Genomic DNA, 15418 nt, shown 5'->3' with positions numbered 1-15418 from the left:
CGTGCTCAGCGGGGGACCGGCACGGTGGCCAGGATGCTCTGCAGCACGTCGTCGGCCTGGACGCCGTCCATCTGCGCCTCCGGCCGCAGGCCGACTCGGTGGCGCAGCGCCGGCAGGGCCAGCGCCTTGACGTCGTCTGGTGTTACGAAGCTGCGCCCGTTCAGCCAGGCCCAGGCCCGGGAGGTATTGAGCAGCGCGGTGGCGCCGCGCGGCGAGACGCCCAGCTGGAACGACGGCGCCGACCGGGTGGCCCGGACCAGGTCCACAATGTAGCCGACGACCTCGGGTGCAATCGCCACCCGGGCCACGGCGGCCCGGGCCTGGACCAAGTCCTCGGCAGAGGCCGCGGCCCGCACCCCGGCGCCCTGCAGGTCGCGCGGGTCGAAGCCCAGGCTGTGCCGGCGGATGATCTCGATCTCGGCGTCCCGGTCCGGCAGGTTCATGGTCAGCTTCAGCAGGAACCGGTCCAGCTGGGCCTCCGGCAGCGGGTAGGTGCCCTCGTATTCCACCGGGTTCTGCGTGGCTGCCACGATGAACGGCTCGGGCAGCTTCCGCGAGGTGCCGTCCACCGAGACTTGGCGTTCTTCCATGGCTTCCAGCAGCGAGGCCTGGGTCTTCGGCGGCGTGCGGTTGATCTCGTCGGCCAGCAGGATGTTCGTGAACACGGGACCCTCGCGGAAACGGAACTCGGAGGTGTGCGTGTCGTAGATCATCGAGCCGGTGACGTCGCCCGGCATCAGGTCCGGGGTGAACTGGATCCGCTTGGTATCAAGGCTCAGCGCGGCGGAGAGCGAGCGGACCAGCAGTGTCTTGGCCACACCGGGCACGCCTTCAAGCAGCACATGTCCGTGCGAGAGCAGGGCGATCAGCATCCCGGTCACGGTGGCGTCCTGGCCCACCACGGCCTTGGCCACTTCGCCGCGCACATCGTGCAGGGCCTGGCGCAGGCGGCCGTCGTCGGAGGGCGGCGTGGCCACGGCGGGGCCGCTGCCGTACTGGGCCGCCTGCCGCTGTCCTGTCTGTTCGCTCATCGGTGCGTTATCTCTTTCTCTAGCTGCTGAAGTTCTTGGGCCCAGGCCACCAGCCGGGCTTCGGTCCCGGGCGCTTCGTCCCGCAGGATACGTTCCAGATCCGCCCGTGCGCGCCCGCTGTTCCGGGCCACCGCATTAACGACGTCGGCGCTGCCGGCTCCCGCGGGTAGGCGCAGGTGGGCGGCGAGCCGGGTCAGGGTGGCGGCACGCAGGTTGTCCGCCGCATGGTTCACGGCCTTGGCATTCTGGTAGAGCCGGGCGCGGCCCTCGATCGTCTCGGCCGAGCGGACCAGGACCGGCAGCGGCTCGGACACCAGCGGGCCGAGCCTGCGCCCGCGCCAGAACATGGCGATGACACCGACGGCCATCAGCCACAGTGAAACCGGCAGCACCCATCCCGGCAGCAGGCTCATCGGGTTGACCGGTGTTTCGGCCACGGGCATGTCCTGCGGTCCCGCCCGGTACCAGACCAGCCGGTCCGTGGCGCCCAAAGTGTTCAGGGCCAGCGCCGCGTTGCCGGCCTGCACGATGGCCTCGTTGCTGAGCACATGGCCTGCCCCCAGCACCACGGTGACCCCGTCGTCGGAGCGCACATAGGGTGCCGCGTCCCCCGCAGGAGTTTCGAAGGCGAAGCACATCTCGCTGCCGCCGCGGTAGGACAGGCCGCCGCGGGTGATCTCGCCGGCCCGGATGGGGCCGGGGACCGTGCAGCCGGCTGGCAAGTTCCCGCCTTCGCCCGGGACCACGCCCGCTGCCCGGACACCGGGGGCGAGCGCCCGCAGGGCCTCGAAGCCGGGTTCAAGCAGCACAATGTGGTCCGTTTGCTGCTTCAGCGGTTCCAGCTGGTCCGCCGCCAGGTAGCCGTTGGGATCATGGACCAGCAACGTGGCGTCGGCCGCCTGGAGTTGGTCGTGCGTTTCCTGCAGCGAGCCGGTGGCAACCACCTGCACGCCCTGCTGGCGGAGCACCTCGGCCACGGCTTTGGCACCGTTGGGCGCGGCATTGCCGGGGGAGAGGGCGGCACGGTCGGCTGCCGGGCCGCGGAGCAATTCCAAGGCGACGACGCCGCAGAGCAGCACCAGCAAGACGAGCCAGAAGCTCCACCGACGCAGCCGGTTGCGGAGCGTGGACCACACGCTGCCGCCGTCGCCGACCGTTTCCGGCCGGGTCCCGGCTGCGTTGACTTCCGCGCGATCGGCTGGGCGTTCGGCTCGGTTTTCGGCTTCTGCCGGCGCCGGAGTTGTTCCTGTAGGGGTCATCGCGGGACCGCCAGCGGTGGGATGCTCGCTCTTGCCGCCGCCGGCGACGCTGCTGCCAGCGAGTCATCCAGGGCGGCCAGCCGTTCCACATCGTCCCGGGACGCAGGAACTTTGCCGTAACGCACCGAGTCGAAACGGTTGGCCGCCGTCCGCAGCCGTCCGGCTTCGGTGCTGAACGCGGCAGCAATCCCGGCGGCTGCCTCGTCGGCGGTCCGGCCGGGTTGCGGATCCAGCACCACGCGCTCCTCCATCGCGCGCACCAGCGCGCGGAACCGCTCGGCGAGGGCCGTGTCCCAGTCTCCTCGGGCGGCCGCGTCGCGGGAGTTCCGGCGGTGCTCGTCGGCGGTGAGCGGGACGGCGGCGTCGAAAATTTCTGCCGCTGCACGGCGCCGGGCGTTGAGCCGCGGCTTGACCACCCAAACGGCCGCGCCGATCAACAGCAGGGCGGCCAGGACCAGGATCAACGTGCCCAGATTGGGACTGAAGCCGTTCAGCTGGGAGATCAGGTCGGCGAACCAGTCCAGGATCCCCTGCAACACCGACTCCAGCACGGAGGGGCGGGCGTTCTGGTATTCCTCTTTGGCCAGCTCGCGGACCAGCAGTTCGCGCGCCTCCTCCGGATCCGGATTCAGCAGGGCCGCGGCGAGCGCCAGAGCCGCCGGGGCCACTGTCACGGCCCCCACGGCCCGGATGCCCCCGGGACCGAGGAGCCCGGCGCCGTTCCGGCGCCGAGCCCCGGAATGCTGCGCGTATCCTGGCCGCCGGACGCCTCGTGCTCGCGCAGCAGCACCACGTCGAACCCCTCGCGGCGGATCCGTAGGTCGATGTAGACCAGGGCGATCACCGCGGCCTGGAACGCGTAGCCGATGGCCGAGAAAATCGAAGACAGCAGCATCGAAGCCAGCGTGAGCGGTCCCATGGTGGAGAGCATGCTCTCGGCCGACGTCGGATCGCCCAGCAGCGGGCCGGCCAGGCCAAGGATGAACGAAATAGGCATGCTGATGACCGACGTGATCACCGTGACGATGATGGTGCACAGCAGGATGATGCCGAAGGTCCGCCACCAGCTGCGGTTGGTCAGCTGCCAGGACCGGGCGAGCGAGTGGAAGAGCGGTGCACGTTCCATGATGATGACCGCCGGGGCCAGCATCAGCTTAATGCCGATCCAGATGGACACAGCCGTCAGGGCGAGAATGATCAGCACGATCACCCAGACCGAGGACACGCCCAGTTGGTCGGCCAAGAAGAACGAGCCGGCAACGATCAGCACCAGAGCAACGGCCGTCAGCGCCAAATACAGCAGGCCCAGTCCCGCCAAGGCTCCGATCCGGCCCTTGGCCAGCGCGAACATCAGGCGGAAGCCGGTCTTCTGGTTGACCGCGGCCCTGGCCGTGGGAATGGCGAGCACGCCCTGCAGGACCAGGACCCCGACGCTGGACAGCAGGCCCAGGACCAAGGAGGAGATGATGATGGAGAGGCCGAAGGCCAGCGCGGATTCGTCCGTCAGTTCCTCGTTGGCCATGACCTGCAGGCCGCCGAAGGCCGAAATGATCAGGCCGCCCACCAGCCAGGCCAGCGCGCTGATCACTACTTGAAGCAGAACCGCAGTGCCGAAGACGGCCGCCGCGTTCTTGCGGGCAGCTTGGAATGCGCCGTCGAGGATCTCGCCCACGCCAAGCGGACGCAGCGGGATGACACCCGGTTTCGGGGGTGCCACATAACCTCGGTACGGACCGGGGCCGGTCGGCGCCGGCCAGCCGCCGCCTTGCTGCCCCTGCCACGACCCTGGCTGCTGGCCGCCGGGTGCGGGCTGTCCCCATGCCTGTCCGGGCTGCCCCCACGGCTGACCCGGTGCGGGCTCCCCCCACGGCTGACCCGGCGCGGGCTGCCCTGCCGTTTGGCCGGGAGCGGGGTGCCCCCATTGCTGCTGGTTCCAGCCGGCCGGGGCGGGCGGCGCCTGCGGGCCCGGCTGTGCCCACGTAGGTTGTGCTGCGGCAGGTCCAGGCTGCCCCCACACCGGCTGCTGGCCCCAGACCGGCTGGCCGGACTGTCCCGGTTGACCCGGTGCTGCCGGTTGGTTCCAGACCGGTTGCCCGGCCGCATCCTGCCGGCCCGGCCGCTGCGGGCCGGCGTCGTTGCCCTGCCCGGCCGGATCGGAACCGGCGCCGCCGGAGCCCTGCTGCGGATCCCTGCTGTCACGCCCGGCGTCGTTGGCCCCGTGGCTCATCGCGTTCCGTCTTTCTGATCTCGTGTGGCCGACTGCGGGAGGCTGTCGGCGAAGTGTTAGCCTCTCATCAGCCTATAGTTTCGGTCCGTGAGTTCCTAGAATCCCGGGCCGGGCCCGGCCGTGGGCTCGTTTTAGGTGCGCCCGGTGTGCCGTTGCGGCAGGAACTCAGTCAAATAGGGGACAATTAGGAGATATGAAGGCACGCATTCTGGTCGTAGACGACGACGAGGCCCTGGCCGAGATGATCGGCATCGTGCTGCGCAACGACGGTTTCGATCCGGTGTTCTGCGCGGACGGTTCCCAGGCCCTCGAGGTCTTCCGCAGCAGCAAGCCCGATCTGGTGCTGCTCGACCTGATGCTGCCTGGACTGGACGGGATCGAAGTCTGCCGACAGGTTCGCGGCGAATCGGATGTCCCCATTGTCATGCTGACCGCCAAGGCGGATACGTCGGACGTGGTCCGCGGACTGGAGTCCGGCGCCGACGACTATGTGCCCAAGCCGTTCAAACCGGCAGAACTCGTGGCCCGCGTGCGTGCGCGGCTGCGCCCGGGAGACCAGCGGGCCCCTGAGACGCTGCGGATCGCCGACGTCGTGATCGATGTCGCCGGCCACGTGGTGCACCGCGGGGACGAGAGGATCTCGCTGACCCCGCTGGAATTCGATTTGTTGGTGGCACTGGCCCGGAAACCGTGGCAGGTGTTCACCCGTGAATTACTGCTGGAGCAGGTCTGGGGCTACCGCCACGCCGCAGACACCCGGCTGGTCAATGTGCATGTCCAGCGGCTGCGCTCCAAGATCGAGCGCGATCCGGAAGCGCCCGAAGTGGTGCTCACGGTTCGCGGCGTCGGATACAAGGCCGGCCAAGGGTAAGTGGAGCCGGTTCTCAACCGGTGGAAAGCCAAGCTGAAGGCGGCAGCTGAGGCCGCTTGGCATGCCACACTGCGGGGCCGCGACTTCCTGAACCGGAAATGGCGGAGATCGCTGCAGTTCCGGACGGTCACGGCTGCCGTCCTGCTCACCGCCTTCGCGTTCTTGGGCGTGGGCGCGTTCCTCTCCAGCCAGATCGCCTCCGGGCTCTACCAAGAGCGCGTCAACCAGGCAGAGGCCGAGTCCCGGCGCGGCCTGTCCCAAGTCAAGACCATCTTCGAGAGCTCGTCCGCCAGCGACCGTGCCACCGTGGCCAGCATGGTGGGGGACACGCTGAAACTGCTGGAGGGCACCGGCGCGGAAGCCCCGCGCTATTACCTGCTCACGCCGCTGCCGGGCGGGCAGAACCTCTACGTGTTCAGCCAGTCCAACACGTCCATCACCGCCAACATCATCCCGGAGGGGCTGGCCAACGAGGTCGCCACCGGCAGCGGACAGTACCGCCAGGCACTCGCGTTGCCGGTAGGCGACAGCGACGTGCCGGCCATCGGGTTCGGCACCCAGGTGCAGCTGCCGCCGGGCAACGCCTACGCGTTGTACCTGGTCTACGACCTCTCCTCCGTGCAGCAGACGCTGGACTTCATCCACCGCGTGCTCTGGATCGGCGGCGCACTGCTCCTGGTCTTGGTCGGCGGCATCGTCTGGCTGCTGACCCGTGCGGTGGTGCACCCGGTCAGCCAGGCGGCGATCGTGTCGGAGAAGCTGGCCGCCGGCCAATTGCAGGAGCGGCTGGAAGTCCGGGGCGAGGACGAACTGGCCCGGCTGGGAGCCTCCTTCAACCACATGGCCGGCAGCCTGCAGGAACAGATCACCCAGTTGGCCACGTTGTCCGAGATGCAGCAGCGGTTCGTATCCGACGTCTCGCATGAACTGCGCACCCCGCTGACCACGGTCCGGATGGCAGCCGAAGTGCTGTACGACTCACGCGAGGACTTCGATCCAATCAACGCCCGCTCCACCGAGCTGTTGTACAACCAGGTGGAGCGCTTCCAGGCACTGCTGGCCGACCTGCTGGAAATCTCGCGTTTCGACGCAGGTGCTGCCGCGCTCGATGCGGAACCGACCGATTTGGTGGAGATAGCCCGCACAGCGCTTGACGCTGCCCAGCCGCTGGCGGACAACTCTGGTTCCGAACTGCGCCTGATCGCGCTGGAACCGCGCTGCATTGCGGACATGGACCGCCGACGGATCGAACGCATCCTGCGGAACCTGATCGTCAACGCCTTGGAACACGGCGACGGCAACCCGGTGGAACTGACCGTCGGTGCCACCGAGGAAGCGGTGGCCGTTGCGGTCCGGGACTACGGCATCGGCATGACCCCGATGGAAGCCTCCCGGGTCTTCGACCGCTTCTGGCGCGCCGACCCTGCCCGGGCGCGGACCACCGGCGGCAGCGGCCTGGGACTGTCCATCTCCACCGAGGACGCGCGCCTGCACGGCGGTTGGCTTCAGGCGTGGGGCGAGCCCGGCAACGGTGCCTGCTTCCGCTTGACCTTGCCGCGGCACAGCGGCGGCACGCTCACGCATTCGCCGCTGCCGCTGCCGCCCGCCGGTGCCAACGGCATGCACGGGCATCCGGCGGCGGAGAACGTCCTACTCGAACAGCAGGAGGAAAACGGTGTTCCGGACCCCAGCTGAGCCCGCCCGCATGGGTCGCCTGCGCGCCGTCGTCGTCATGGTACTCGCCATGCTGGCGCTGGCCTCCTGCTCCTCCATCCCGATGTCGGGACCGGTCGCGACGGTCCAGGCCGACTCCGGCGAGAGCCGGGGGACCGGATACACCTTCAACCCGCCGGGACCGACGCCCGGGGACGACCCGAAGGAGATTGTCGAGGGATTCATCCAGGCCGGGACGGCGCCGCAGGACGACTACCGGATAGCGCGCGAATTCCTGGCGCCGGATCTGGCGGGCGAATGGCAGCCGGTGCAACGGACGCTGGTGTACCGAAACGTCGTGAAGACCGTGGGCTCGCCGTCCGAAACCGAGTTCGTGCTCCAGGTGGAAGTTGACACCTCCATCAACGAAGCAGGGGTGCGGACGCAGGCTGAGGAAGGCGCCACGGAATCGCTGCCCGTTGAACTGACCGAGGTGGACGGCGAATGGCGTATTTCCAGCATCCCGGACGGGACCATGGTCTCCACCGTGGATTTCCGCACCTTGTTCTCCCCGTACAACCTCTACTTCTACGACCCCACCTACACCTACGCTGTCCCCGATGTGCGCTGGTTCGCCAACCGGCAGGGAATTTCGGCGGCCATCGTAGCGGCCATGCTGGAGGGGCCGGCACCGTACCTGGCCGGGGCGGTGATCAGCGCCTTCCCGGAGGGATCGCAGCTGGTGCGCCGGGCCGTGCCCATTGAATCGGGCGCTGCCAGCGTTGACCTTTCCGCTGAGGTCCTGACCGGCACCACGTTCCTGCGCCGACAGCAGATGCAGCAGCAGCTGGAATTGACCCTGGGCGAGCTCAATACCGTCTCCACGGTCCAGATGACTGTTGACCAGCGGGAAGTGGATCTGGGCAGCGGCCCCGATCCTGAGTTCCAGGCCGCGGTGACCGACCCCGCCGTCGGCAATGTACAGGTCGGGATCCTGAACGAGGAGCTGGTCTTCTACGAGGGATCGCGTCCGGTCAAGCCCGAGGGCCTGCCCTCGGTTGACCGGCTGAGCCCGCACGAACCGGCGATGTCGCTGGACCAGGAGCGCTTCGCGTTCCTGACCGCAGAGCGCAATCGGATGTTCGTGATCGGTGAAGACCGCAGGGCGGTGGAAGCGGCTTCAGGGCGGGAACTGACCGGTCCCAGCGTTGATCCCTTCGGCTGGGCCTGGACCGCCGCCGGCGACGGCAGCGGGAGGGTTTCCGCGGTCTCCATCGAGAAGCCGGACGAAGTGGTTGCGGTCAGTGCCCAGTGGCTGACCGAGCGGACGGTGACCGAGCTGCAGATCTCCCGCGAAGGCTCCAGGGCTTTGATCATCACCCGCGAAGGCGAAAGCACGGGCGTGTATATCGCCGGCGTGGTCAGGGACCGGGACGGGCGGCCGCGCGGCATCACCACGCCCAAGCGGCTGAAAGCGTCGGTGCCGGTGGACACCGGCGTGTGGGCGAACGAGGACACCGTCATTGTCATGAAGTCCTCGGCGGAAGAGGCCGTGACCGCGGAAATTCTGCACCTGGACGGCAGCAGCCAGCGGACCGCACCGCTGCAAGGCATGGTGGAGATCAGCGCCGGAAACGGTGACCAGGACGTCTACGCGCAAACCAACGAGATGCTCTACATCCGGGTGGGCAACAGCTGGGCGCCGCAGCGGAATTCGCCGTTGGTCATCGATCCGTCCTTCCCGGGCTAGCTTCGCCTGCACAGGCCGCTGCTGGCCCAGCCGTGTCCACAACCGCACGGCATCCGTCCCCGGTGCGGCAGGGGAAGGCAAAGCTTGGTGCATGGCAGGGACACGGCGATGAGGACGACGGCGGAGCTGGGCGGCGGGCTGGACCGGCTGTATTTCAGCCGGAGCGTCCAGGCCCTGCGGATCTGGTCCGGGCAGTTCGGGCGGCTCCTGCTGCCGACCGACTGCGTGGCCTGCGGTGCGCCGGACCAGGTGCTGTGCGCTGCCTGCAGGCGGCGGCTGCGGCGCTCCACGCTGCGCCCGGTTGCGGTCGAGGAGGCGTCCGAATCGCTCCCGCTGGACGAGGCCGGCCGGCCGCTGCCGGTGACGGCGGGCGGTCCCTACCGGCGCGAATTGTCCCAAGCAGTGCTCGCCTTCAAGAATCATGGCCGGACCGAACTGGCCCCGGTGTTGGCCGTCGCGTTGGCGGGCGCCTTGGACGCGGCCGCCGAGCGTGCTGGCCGGCCCGACGGCGCGGTGCTGGTCCCGGTTCCCGGCCGTGGGATCTCCCGCCGGCGCCGCGGCTACGATCCGCTGCAGCTGCTGCTCTCCCGGTTGGAACGGCACGGACTGCTGCCGGCCGGAGTGCAGTTGCTGCCGGCGGTCCGGCCGGCGGGCTCGGGAAAGCGGCTGATGCGGTGGACTTCCCCGGGCGGGCAGAAGTCGCTGGGCCGGACCGCCCGGCAGCGGAATGTTGCCGGCAGCATGGCCGTGCCGAAGCGTTACGTGCCACAGATCGCCGGGCGCGGCTGCCTGCTGGTGGATGATGTGCTGACGACCGGGGCCACGATGGCCGAGCTGGCCAGGGCGCTCCGCGCCGCCGGCGGAGTTCCCCTGGGCGGAGCGGTGCTGGCAGCTGCCTCGGCTCCGGCTGGACACGCCGACGGACCATCCTGATGAGCGCCGGACGAGCCGATGCTGGTGCGGGTTCCGCAGGGAATCGGCAGGAAATGTTCGAGATTATCTGACTAAAAGGTGAATAAAAGGCATACGTGATCTAACGTGAGGTATGGGCTCCCGTAAGGGAGGATTCCCGTCTTCAGCGGCTGAAAGGAGTTTCTCTTTCAGTCGCTGTTGTGTCATCTAGGCAACTATGGAGGGCACCATGGAATTCAACATCAACGGCCGCAACCTGTCTGTTTCCGACAGGTTCCGCGAGTACGCTGAGGAGAAGATCTCCAAGATCGAGCAGCTGGGCGACAAGGTCCAACGGCTTGATGCCAAAGTCACCAAAGAAGCCAATGCCCGCAATGCCGAGAGCTCGATGACCGTCGAACTGACCGTGCTCGGACGCGGCACCGTGGTCCGTGCGGAGGCCAAGGCAGCGGACAAGTTCGCAGCTTTCGACATCGCCTATAACAAGCTTCTGGAGCGCCTGCGCCGCGCCCGGGACCGCCGCAAGGTCCATCACGGACGCCACACTCCGACCGCCGTCCACCAGGCCACCGCCACGCTGGAACCAGCCAGCACGGACGTGCCGCTGCATGAAGAAACGCTGGCCTCCGCGGCCGCTCTCCAGACCCCGGCCGAGGAACGAACCGGCTACGAGATCGAAAACGACATCCCCGCGGGAGACTCGCCGGTGCTGATCCGCCGCAAGGTCTTCCCGGCCGCGGCCATGACCCTCGACGATGCCGTGGACAACATGGAACTGGTGGGACACGACTTCTACCTGTTCGTTGACAAGGCAACCAGCGCGCCCAGCGTCGTCTACCGCCGCCGTGGCTGGACCTATGGCGTGATTACCCTCGATGCCGACTGCAGCGCCGAAGAAGCCAAGGCGCGCGAAGAGCTGCTGGCCTACCGCTCGCAGGAGAACGCCAACGCCTGACTGCCGCAGCGGCTGCCTAGTGGATGCCTAATATGAAGGCATGACAGCCCGCATCAGTCTGGTCCAGGCCCGCCGCATTGCGCTGGCCGCCCAAGGATTGGCCAAGGAACGGCCCACCGGTCTTGTGACAGCAAGGCAGGTGGGCCGGACCTTTGACCGGCTACGGCTGCTGCAAATCGATTCGGTGAATGTGCTGGTGCGCTCGCACTATCTGCCGTTCTTCTCCCGGCTCGGCGGCTACGACGTCGATATCCTGCACCGCTTGGCCGGGAAAGCGCCGCGGCGCATGATCGAGTACTGGGCCCACGAAGCCAGCTACATCAAGCCGGAGGATTTCGCCGATCTCCGCCAGTGGCAGCGGCGCCGCTGGGTGGGCGCTGCCGGAATGGATCCGGACGTGGTCCGGGATTTGTCCGCCCGGATCCTCGACGCGCTGGCCACCTCGCGGGGCCTGACTGCCCGCGCGGTGGCGGACCGGATCGGCCATGAGGAGACCCGGGCCAAGACAGACTGGGGCTGGAACTGGAACGCGGTCAAACGGGTGCTGGAGGCCCTGTTTGAACAAGGGCTGGTCAGCGCCGCCGCGCGCACCCCACAATTTGAGCGGCTCTACACCCTGACCGACAGGGTGCTGCCCGCGCCGCATGACGCCGGGCACCGGCCCCATCCGGAAGAAGCGATGCTCCGGCTGACTGAAGCCGCGGCGCGGGCCCACGGTATCGGGACGGTCAAATGCTTTGCCGACTACTTCCGTGTCCCGGCGCGGGCTGCGGCCGGCGCGGTGCGGGCGCTGGAGGCCGCTGGCACCTTGGAACGCGTGGAGGTGGATGGCTGGAAAGGGGAGGTCTATCTGCATGCCGGTGCCGCCAGGCCGCGCCGGGCCACCGGCCGGGCGCTGCTGAGCCCCTTCGATTCCCTGGTTTTCGAGCGCCAGCGGGTCGAACGTTTGTTTGACTTCCGCTACCGGATCGAAATCTATACGCCGGCGGCGAAGCGGACCTACGGTTACTACGTCCTGCCGTTCCTGCTGGGGGACCGGCTGTGTGCCCGGGTGGACCTGAAGGCGGACCGGCCCGCAGGCAGGCTGGTGGTCAGGTCGGCGCATTCCGAAGTGGACGCTCCACCCGGCACGGCCGCGGAGCTGGCAGCCGAGCTCGCGGCCATGGCCGGATGGTTGGCGCTGGACCGTGTGGCGGTTGAGGACAGGGGCGATCTGGCTGCCGGCCTGGCCCGGGAGGTTGCGAAACGGGCCCAGGGAACCAAAACAGTGCGCGGCACGTCTCTCACGTAGACTGAACAAGCCAGAATTCTGCGCGACTGACTGGGAGCAATGTAGTGCCAACGATTCTCGAGCGTGTGCTTCGTACCGGCGACAAGAAGACGCTGAAGAGGCTGCGCGGTTACGCCGATGCGATCAACGTGCTGGAAGAGGACTTTAAGTCCCTCACCGATGCCGAGCTGCGCGGGGAAACCGACACGCTGAAACAGCGCTACCAGGACGGCGAGGTGCTTGACGACCTGCTCCCTGAAGCATTCGCCGCGGTCCGCGAAGCCGCCAGCCGCACGCTGGGGCTGCGCCACTTCGACGTCCAGCTCATGGGCGGGGCGGCCCTGCACCTGGGCAACATCGCGGAGATGAAGACCGGTGAAGGCAAGACGCTGGTGGCTACCGCGCCTGCCTACCTGAACGCTCTCACCGGCAAGGGCGTCCACGTCGTCACGGTCAACGACTACCTGGCCGAGTACCAGTCCGATCTGATGGGCCGCGTCTACCGCTTCCTCGGCCTGACCAGCGGCTGCATCCTGGCGAACCAGAACCCGGCCAGCCGCCGCGAACAGTACGCCGCGGACATCACCTACGGAACGAACAACGAGTTCGGCTTCGACTACCTGCGCGACAACATGGCCTGGAGCCGCGACGAGTTGGTGCAGCGCGGACACCACTTCGCGATCGTGGACGAGGTCGACTCGATCCTCATTGACGAGGCCCGTACCCCGTTGATCATTTCCGGCCAGGCCTCCGGCGACGTCAACCGCTGGTACACGGAATTCGCCCGCGTGGTGATGCGGCTGAAGGATACCGAGGACTACGAGGTCGACGAGAAGAAGCGCACCGTCGGCGTGCTCGAGTCCGGCATCGAAAAAGTCGAGGACTACCTCGGCATCGACAACCTGTACGAGTCGGCGAACACGCCGCTGATCGGGTTCCTCAACAACGCCATCAAGGCCAAGGAACTGTTCAAGCGGGACAAGGACTATGTGGTGCTCAAGGGCGAGGTGCTCATCGTCGACGAGCACACCGGGCGCATTCTGGCCGGCCGCCGCTACAACGAAGGCATGCACCAGGCGATCGAGGCCAAAGAAGGCGTCGAGATCAAGGCCGAGAACCAGACGCTGGCGACCGTGACGCTGCAGAACTACTTCCGGCTCTACGGCAAGCTCTCCGGCATGACCGGAACGGCCGAAACCGAAGCCGCCGAGTTCATGAGCACCTACAAGCTCGGTGTGGTGCCGATCCCGACGAACAAGCCGATGGCCCGCATCGACCAGTCGGATCTGATCTACAAGAACGAGATCGCCAAGTTCGACGCCGTGGTGAAGGACATTGCCGCCCGCCACGAGAAGGGCCAGCCGGTCCTGGTCGGCACCACCAGCGTGGAGAAGAGCGAGTACCTGTCCAAGCAGCTCGCCAAGCAGGGCATCCGGCACGAAGTACTCAACGCAAAGAACCACGCCCGTGAAGCGGCGATCGTCGCCCAGGCCGGCCGCAAGGGTTCGGTCACCGTCGCAACCAACATGGCCGGCCGCGGCACCGACATCATGCTCGGCGGCAACGCCGAGTTCAACGCCGTGTCCGAGCTGGAACGCCGCGGCCTGGACCCGGCCGAAAACGCCGAGGAGTACGAGGCCGCGTGGCCCGCGGTCCTGGAATCGACGCAGAAGGCTGTGCAGGCCGAACACGACGAAGTCAGGGCGCTGGGCGGGCTCTACGTGCTGGGCACGGAACGGCATGAATCGCGCCGCATCGACAACCAGCTCCGCGGCCGTTCGGGCCGACAGGGCGACCCGGGCGAATCGCGCTTCTACCTGTCCCTGACCGATGACCTGATGCGGCTGTTCAATGCCGGCGCCGCCGAGCGGATCATGAACTCCTCGCGGATGCCCGACGACGTGGCGCTGGAGTCCAAGATGGTGTCCAAGGCCATCCAGAACGCCCAGGCCCAGGTCGAGGGCCGCAACGCCGAGCAGCGCAAGAACGTGCTGAAGTACGACGACGTGCTCAACCGGCAGCGCGAAGCCATCTACAACGACCGGCGTCGGATCCTGGAGGGTGATGACCTGCACGAGAAGGTCTCGTTCTTCCTGGAGGACGTGGTGACCGCGATGGTCAACGAAGCCACCGAGGAAGGCCACGGCGACGACTGGGACTATGAGCAGCTGTGGACCAACCTCAAGCAGCTCTACCCGATTGAACTGACGATCGACGAAGTGCTGGAGGAAGCCGGCGGCCGGTCAAAGGTCACAGCCGATTTCCTCCGCGCCGAAATTGTGTCCGACGCCAAGGTCTCCTACGCGCAGCGCGAGCAGACCCTCGGGTCGGAGACCATGCGCGAATTGGAGCGGCGCGTGGTGCTCTCGGTGATCGGCCGGAAGTGGCAGGAACATCTCTACGAGATGGACTACCTCAAGGAAGGCATCGGCCTGCGCGCCATGGCACAGCGCGATCCGCTGGTCGAATACCAGCGCGAGGGATTCGTCATGTTCCAGGCGATGATGGAGTCCATCCGTGAAGAGAGCATCGGCTACCTCTTCAACCTCGAGGTCCAGGTCCAGCAGCCTGTCGAGGTGACCGCGCCGGGTATTGCGGACGCCCGGACGGCAGCGGGACCGCAGATCGTGGCGGCTGGATTGGAAGCTCCGCAGCGCCCTGCCTCGCTCCAGTTCACCGCACCGACAGCGACCGGAGAGGCAGAGACCCGGGTGGAGCGCCAAAGCGCAGCCAAGGCCGAGACTGCCAAGGACAAGCGGCCCGCGAAGAGCGGCAAGCGCCGGAAGTAGCCTGGGGCTGCCGTCAGCCGATCTCCAGGGCTGTGACCTTCCACAGCCCACGGACCAGTTCCAGCCGCAATGCGATGGCCCGCACGCGCCGGCTGTCGGCAACCACGAGCGACGCTTCGTAGGCGCCTTCGGCGGCCCGGCACACCCGGGAGGACCGCACCACCGCGCTGCGGTGCAGCCGCAGCGGCGCGCCGCCGGCCCGCAGTTTGGCTTGGTGGGTCTTGACAATGTCTGCGCGGTGCACCAGCTTTTCGTAGCTGGCGGGATCGAGCCATCGGGCCAACTGCTGGACCGGCCGCGTGCCGGCGACCGCTTCCAGACAGGCCTGCGCCACGGATCGGGCCGTCGCCGTCACCTGGCGCAGTTCGGCCGCCGCTTCCGGATCCGCTGTTGTTCGCAGCCGAACCGGCGGAGACACCGCACCGGGCCCGGATGCCCGGTCCGCCACAGCCGGGTCAGGTTTCCTGGGCTGCAGTCGGATGACCGGTGCGAAGTAGCTGTCGGGCCCGGCGGGGTTGACCCGCCGCACCGTCAGCGGCCGCGGCGCGCCGCTGGCGGGGGCGAGGGCGTGCGCCTGCTCGGCAGCCTCCGCGTCTTCCGCCCGTGTCCGTGCGTCCGGGAGTCGTCGAACGTTGTCCATGTCCTGCCCTTTCATTCCATCGGTAGTGCGCTGGCGTTTCTCTGCCACCTCGAAGTTCCGC

General features: G+C 67.8%; 12 protein-coding genes. 7 read left to right on the top strand and 5 right to left on the bottom strand.

The genetic code is table 11. The features are described from left to right. Nucleotides 1-5: 5 nt before the first annotated feature. The 4 genes from ACWF5H_RS14170 to ACWF5H_RS14155 are packed head-to-tail and all read right to left on the bottom strand — an operon-like array spanning nucleotide 6 to nucleotide 4517. Entirely contained in the window at nucleotides 6-1031 is a 1026-nt protein-coding gene (locus ACWF5H_RS14170) for an AAA family ATPase (protein WP_452037595.1), read from the bottom strand. After that, nucleotides 1028-2290: a DUF4350 domain-containing protein gene (locus ACWF5H_RS14165; RefSeq protein ID WP_452037593.1), complete on the bottom strand. Its 1263-nt coding sequence runs from the start codon at nucleotides 2288-2290 to the stop codon at nucleotides 1028-1030. Before ACWF5H_RS14165 ends, ACWF5H_RS14170 begins: the two co-directional genes overlap by 4 nt. Beyond that, nucleotides 2287-2964 (bottom strand): DUF4129 domain-containing protein, encoded by a 678-nt coding sequence (locus tag ACWF5H_RS14160; protein ID WP_452037591.1) that lies wholly within the window; start codon nucleotides 2962-2964, stop codon nucleotides 2287-2289. Before ACWF5H_RS14160 ends, ACWF5H_RS14165 begins: the two co-directional genes overlap by 4 nt. Next, nucleotides 2961-4517: a glycerophosphoryl diester phosphodiesterase membrane domain-containing protein gene (locus ACWF5H_RS14155; RefSeq protein ID WP_452037589.1), complete on the bottom strand. Its 1557-nt coding sequence runs from the start codon at nucleotides 4515-4517 to the stop codon at nucleotides 2961-2963. Before ACWF5H_RS14155 ends, ACWF5H_RS14160 begins: the two co-directional genes overlap by 4 nt. Nucleotides 4518-4710: 193 nt before the next feature. Between ACWF5H_RS14155 and mtrA the strand changes: the two genes are divergently transcribed. The 7 genes from mtrA to secA all read left to right on the top strand — a co-directional run bounded on the left by mtrA (nucleotide 4711) and on the right by secA (nucleotide 14717). Beyond that, entirely contained in the window at nucleotides 4711-5388 is a 678-nt protein-coding gene (gene mtrA, locus ACWF5H_RS14150; protein WP_127511342.1) for an MtrAB system response regulator MtrA, read from the top strand. Further along, the gene (gene mtrB, locus ACWF5H_RS14145) at nucleotides 5389-7083 is read left to right on the top strand and encodes an MtrAB system histidine kinase MtrB (RefSeq protein WP_452037587.1); all 1695 of its coding nucleotides are present in this window, start codon (nucleotides 5389-5391) and stop codon (nucleotides 7081-7083) included. It abuts the gene before it with no gap. Then, the gene (locus ACWF5H_RS14140) at nucleotides 7064-8791 is read left to right on the top strand and encodes an LpqB family beta-propeller domain-containing protein (protein WP_452037586.1); all 1728 of its coding nucleotides are present in this window, start codon (nucleotides 7064-7066) and stop codon (nucleotides 8789-8791) included. Before mtrB ends, ACWF5H_RS14140 begins: the two co-directional genes overlap by 20 nt. A gap of 108 nt (nucleotides 8792-8899) precedes the next feature. After that, a complete protein-coding gene (locus ACWF5H_RS14135) occupies nucleotides 8900-9724 on the top strand; it encodes a ComF family protein (RefSeq protein ID WP_452037585.1) in 825 nt (274 codons plus the stop codon). A 208-nt stretch (nucleotides 9725-9932) separates the two neighbouring features. Beyond that, nucleotides 9933-10658, top strand: a complete 726-nt coding sequence (hpf, locus tag ACWF5H_RS14130; protein WP_364648315.1) for a ribosome hibernation-promoting factor, HPF/YfiA family — start codon at nucleotides 9933-9935, stop codon at nucleotides 10656-10658. Nucleotides 10659-10698: 40 nt separating this feature from the next. Next, nucleotides 10699-11949: a winged helix-turn-helix domain-containing protein gene (locus ACWF5H_RS14125; protein ID WP_452037584.1), complete on the top strand. Its 1251-nt coding sequence runs from the start codon at nucleotides 10699-10701 to the stop codon at nucleotides 11947-11949. A 44-nt stretch (nucleotides 11950-11993) separates the two neighbouring features. Then, a complete protein-coding gene (gene secA, locus ACWF5H_RS14120; RefSeq protein ID WP_452037583.1) occupies nucleotides 11994-14717 on the top strand; it encodes a preprotein translocase subunit SecA in 2724 nt (907 codons plus the stop codon). Between the two features lie 13 nt (nucleotides 14718-14730). Here secA and ACWF5H_RS14115 read toward each other — a convergent pair whose 3' ends face one another. Continuing rightward, nucleotides 14731-15357, bottom strand: coding sequence for an Rv3235 family protein (locus ACWF5H_RS14115; RefSeq protein ID WP_452037582.1), 627 nt, complete (start codon nucleotides 15355-15357; stop codon nucleotides 14731-14733). Between the last annotated feature and the right edge of the window lie 61 nt (nucleotides 15358-15418).

Source organism: Arthrobacter sp. NPDC055138, from assembly GCF_053607305.1.
This window is presented reverse-complemented; position numbering and strand designations above follow the sequence as displayed.

Bases quoted from the DNA above. Each gene is read 5' to 3' on its own strand.
- ACWF5H_RS14170 (WP_452037595.1), bottom strand. From the start codon at position 1,031: ATGAGCGAACAGACAGGACAGCGGCAGGCGGCCCAGTACGGCAGCGGC.
- ACWF5H_RS14165 (WP_452037593.1), bottom strand. From the start codon at position 2,290: ATGACCCCTACAGGAACAACTCCGGCGCCGGCAGAAGCCGAAAACCGA.
- ACWF5H_RS14155 (WP_452037589.1), bottom strand. From the start codon at position 4,517: ATGAGCCACGGGGCCAACGACGCCGGGCGTGACAGCAGGGATCCGCAG.
- mtrA (WP_127511342.1), top strand. From the start codon at position 4,711: ATGAAGGCACGCATTCTGGTCGTAGACGACGACGAGGCCCTGGCCGAG.
- ACWF5H_RS14135 (WP_452037585.1), top strand. From the start codon at position 8,900: ATGAGGACGACGGCGGAGCTGGGCGGCGGGCTGGACCGGCTGTATTTC.
- hpf (WP_364648315.1), top strand. From the start codon at position 9,933: ATGGAATTCAACATCAACGGCCGCAACCTGTCTGTTTCCGACAGGTTC.
- ACWF5H_RS14125 (WP_452037584.1), top strand. From the start codon at position 10,699: ATGACAGCCCGCATCAGTCTGGTCCAGGCCCGCCGCATTGCGCTGGCC.
- ACWF5H_RS14115 (WP_452037582.1), bottom strand. From the start codon at position 15,357: ATGGACAACGTTCGACGACTCCCGGACGCACGGACACGGGCGGAAGAC.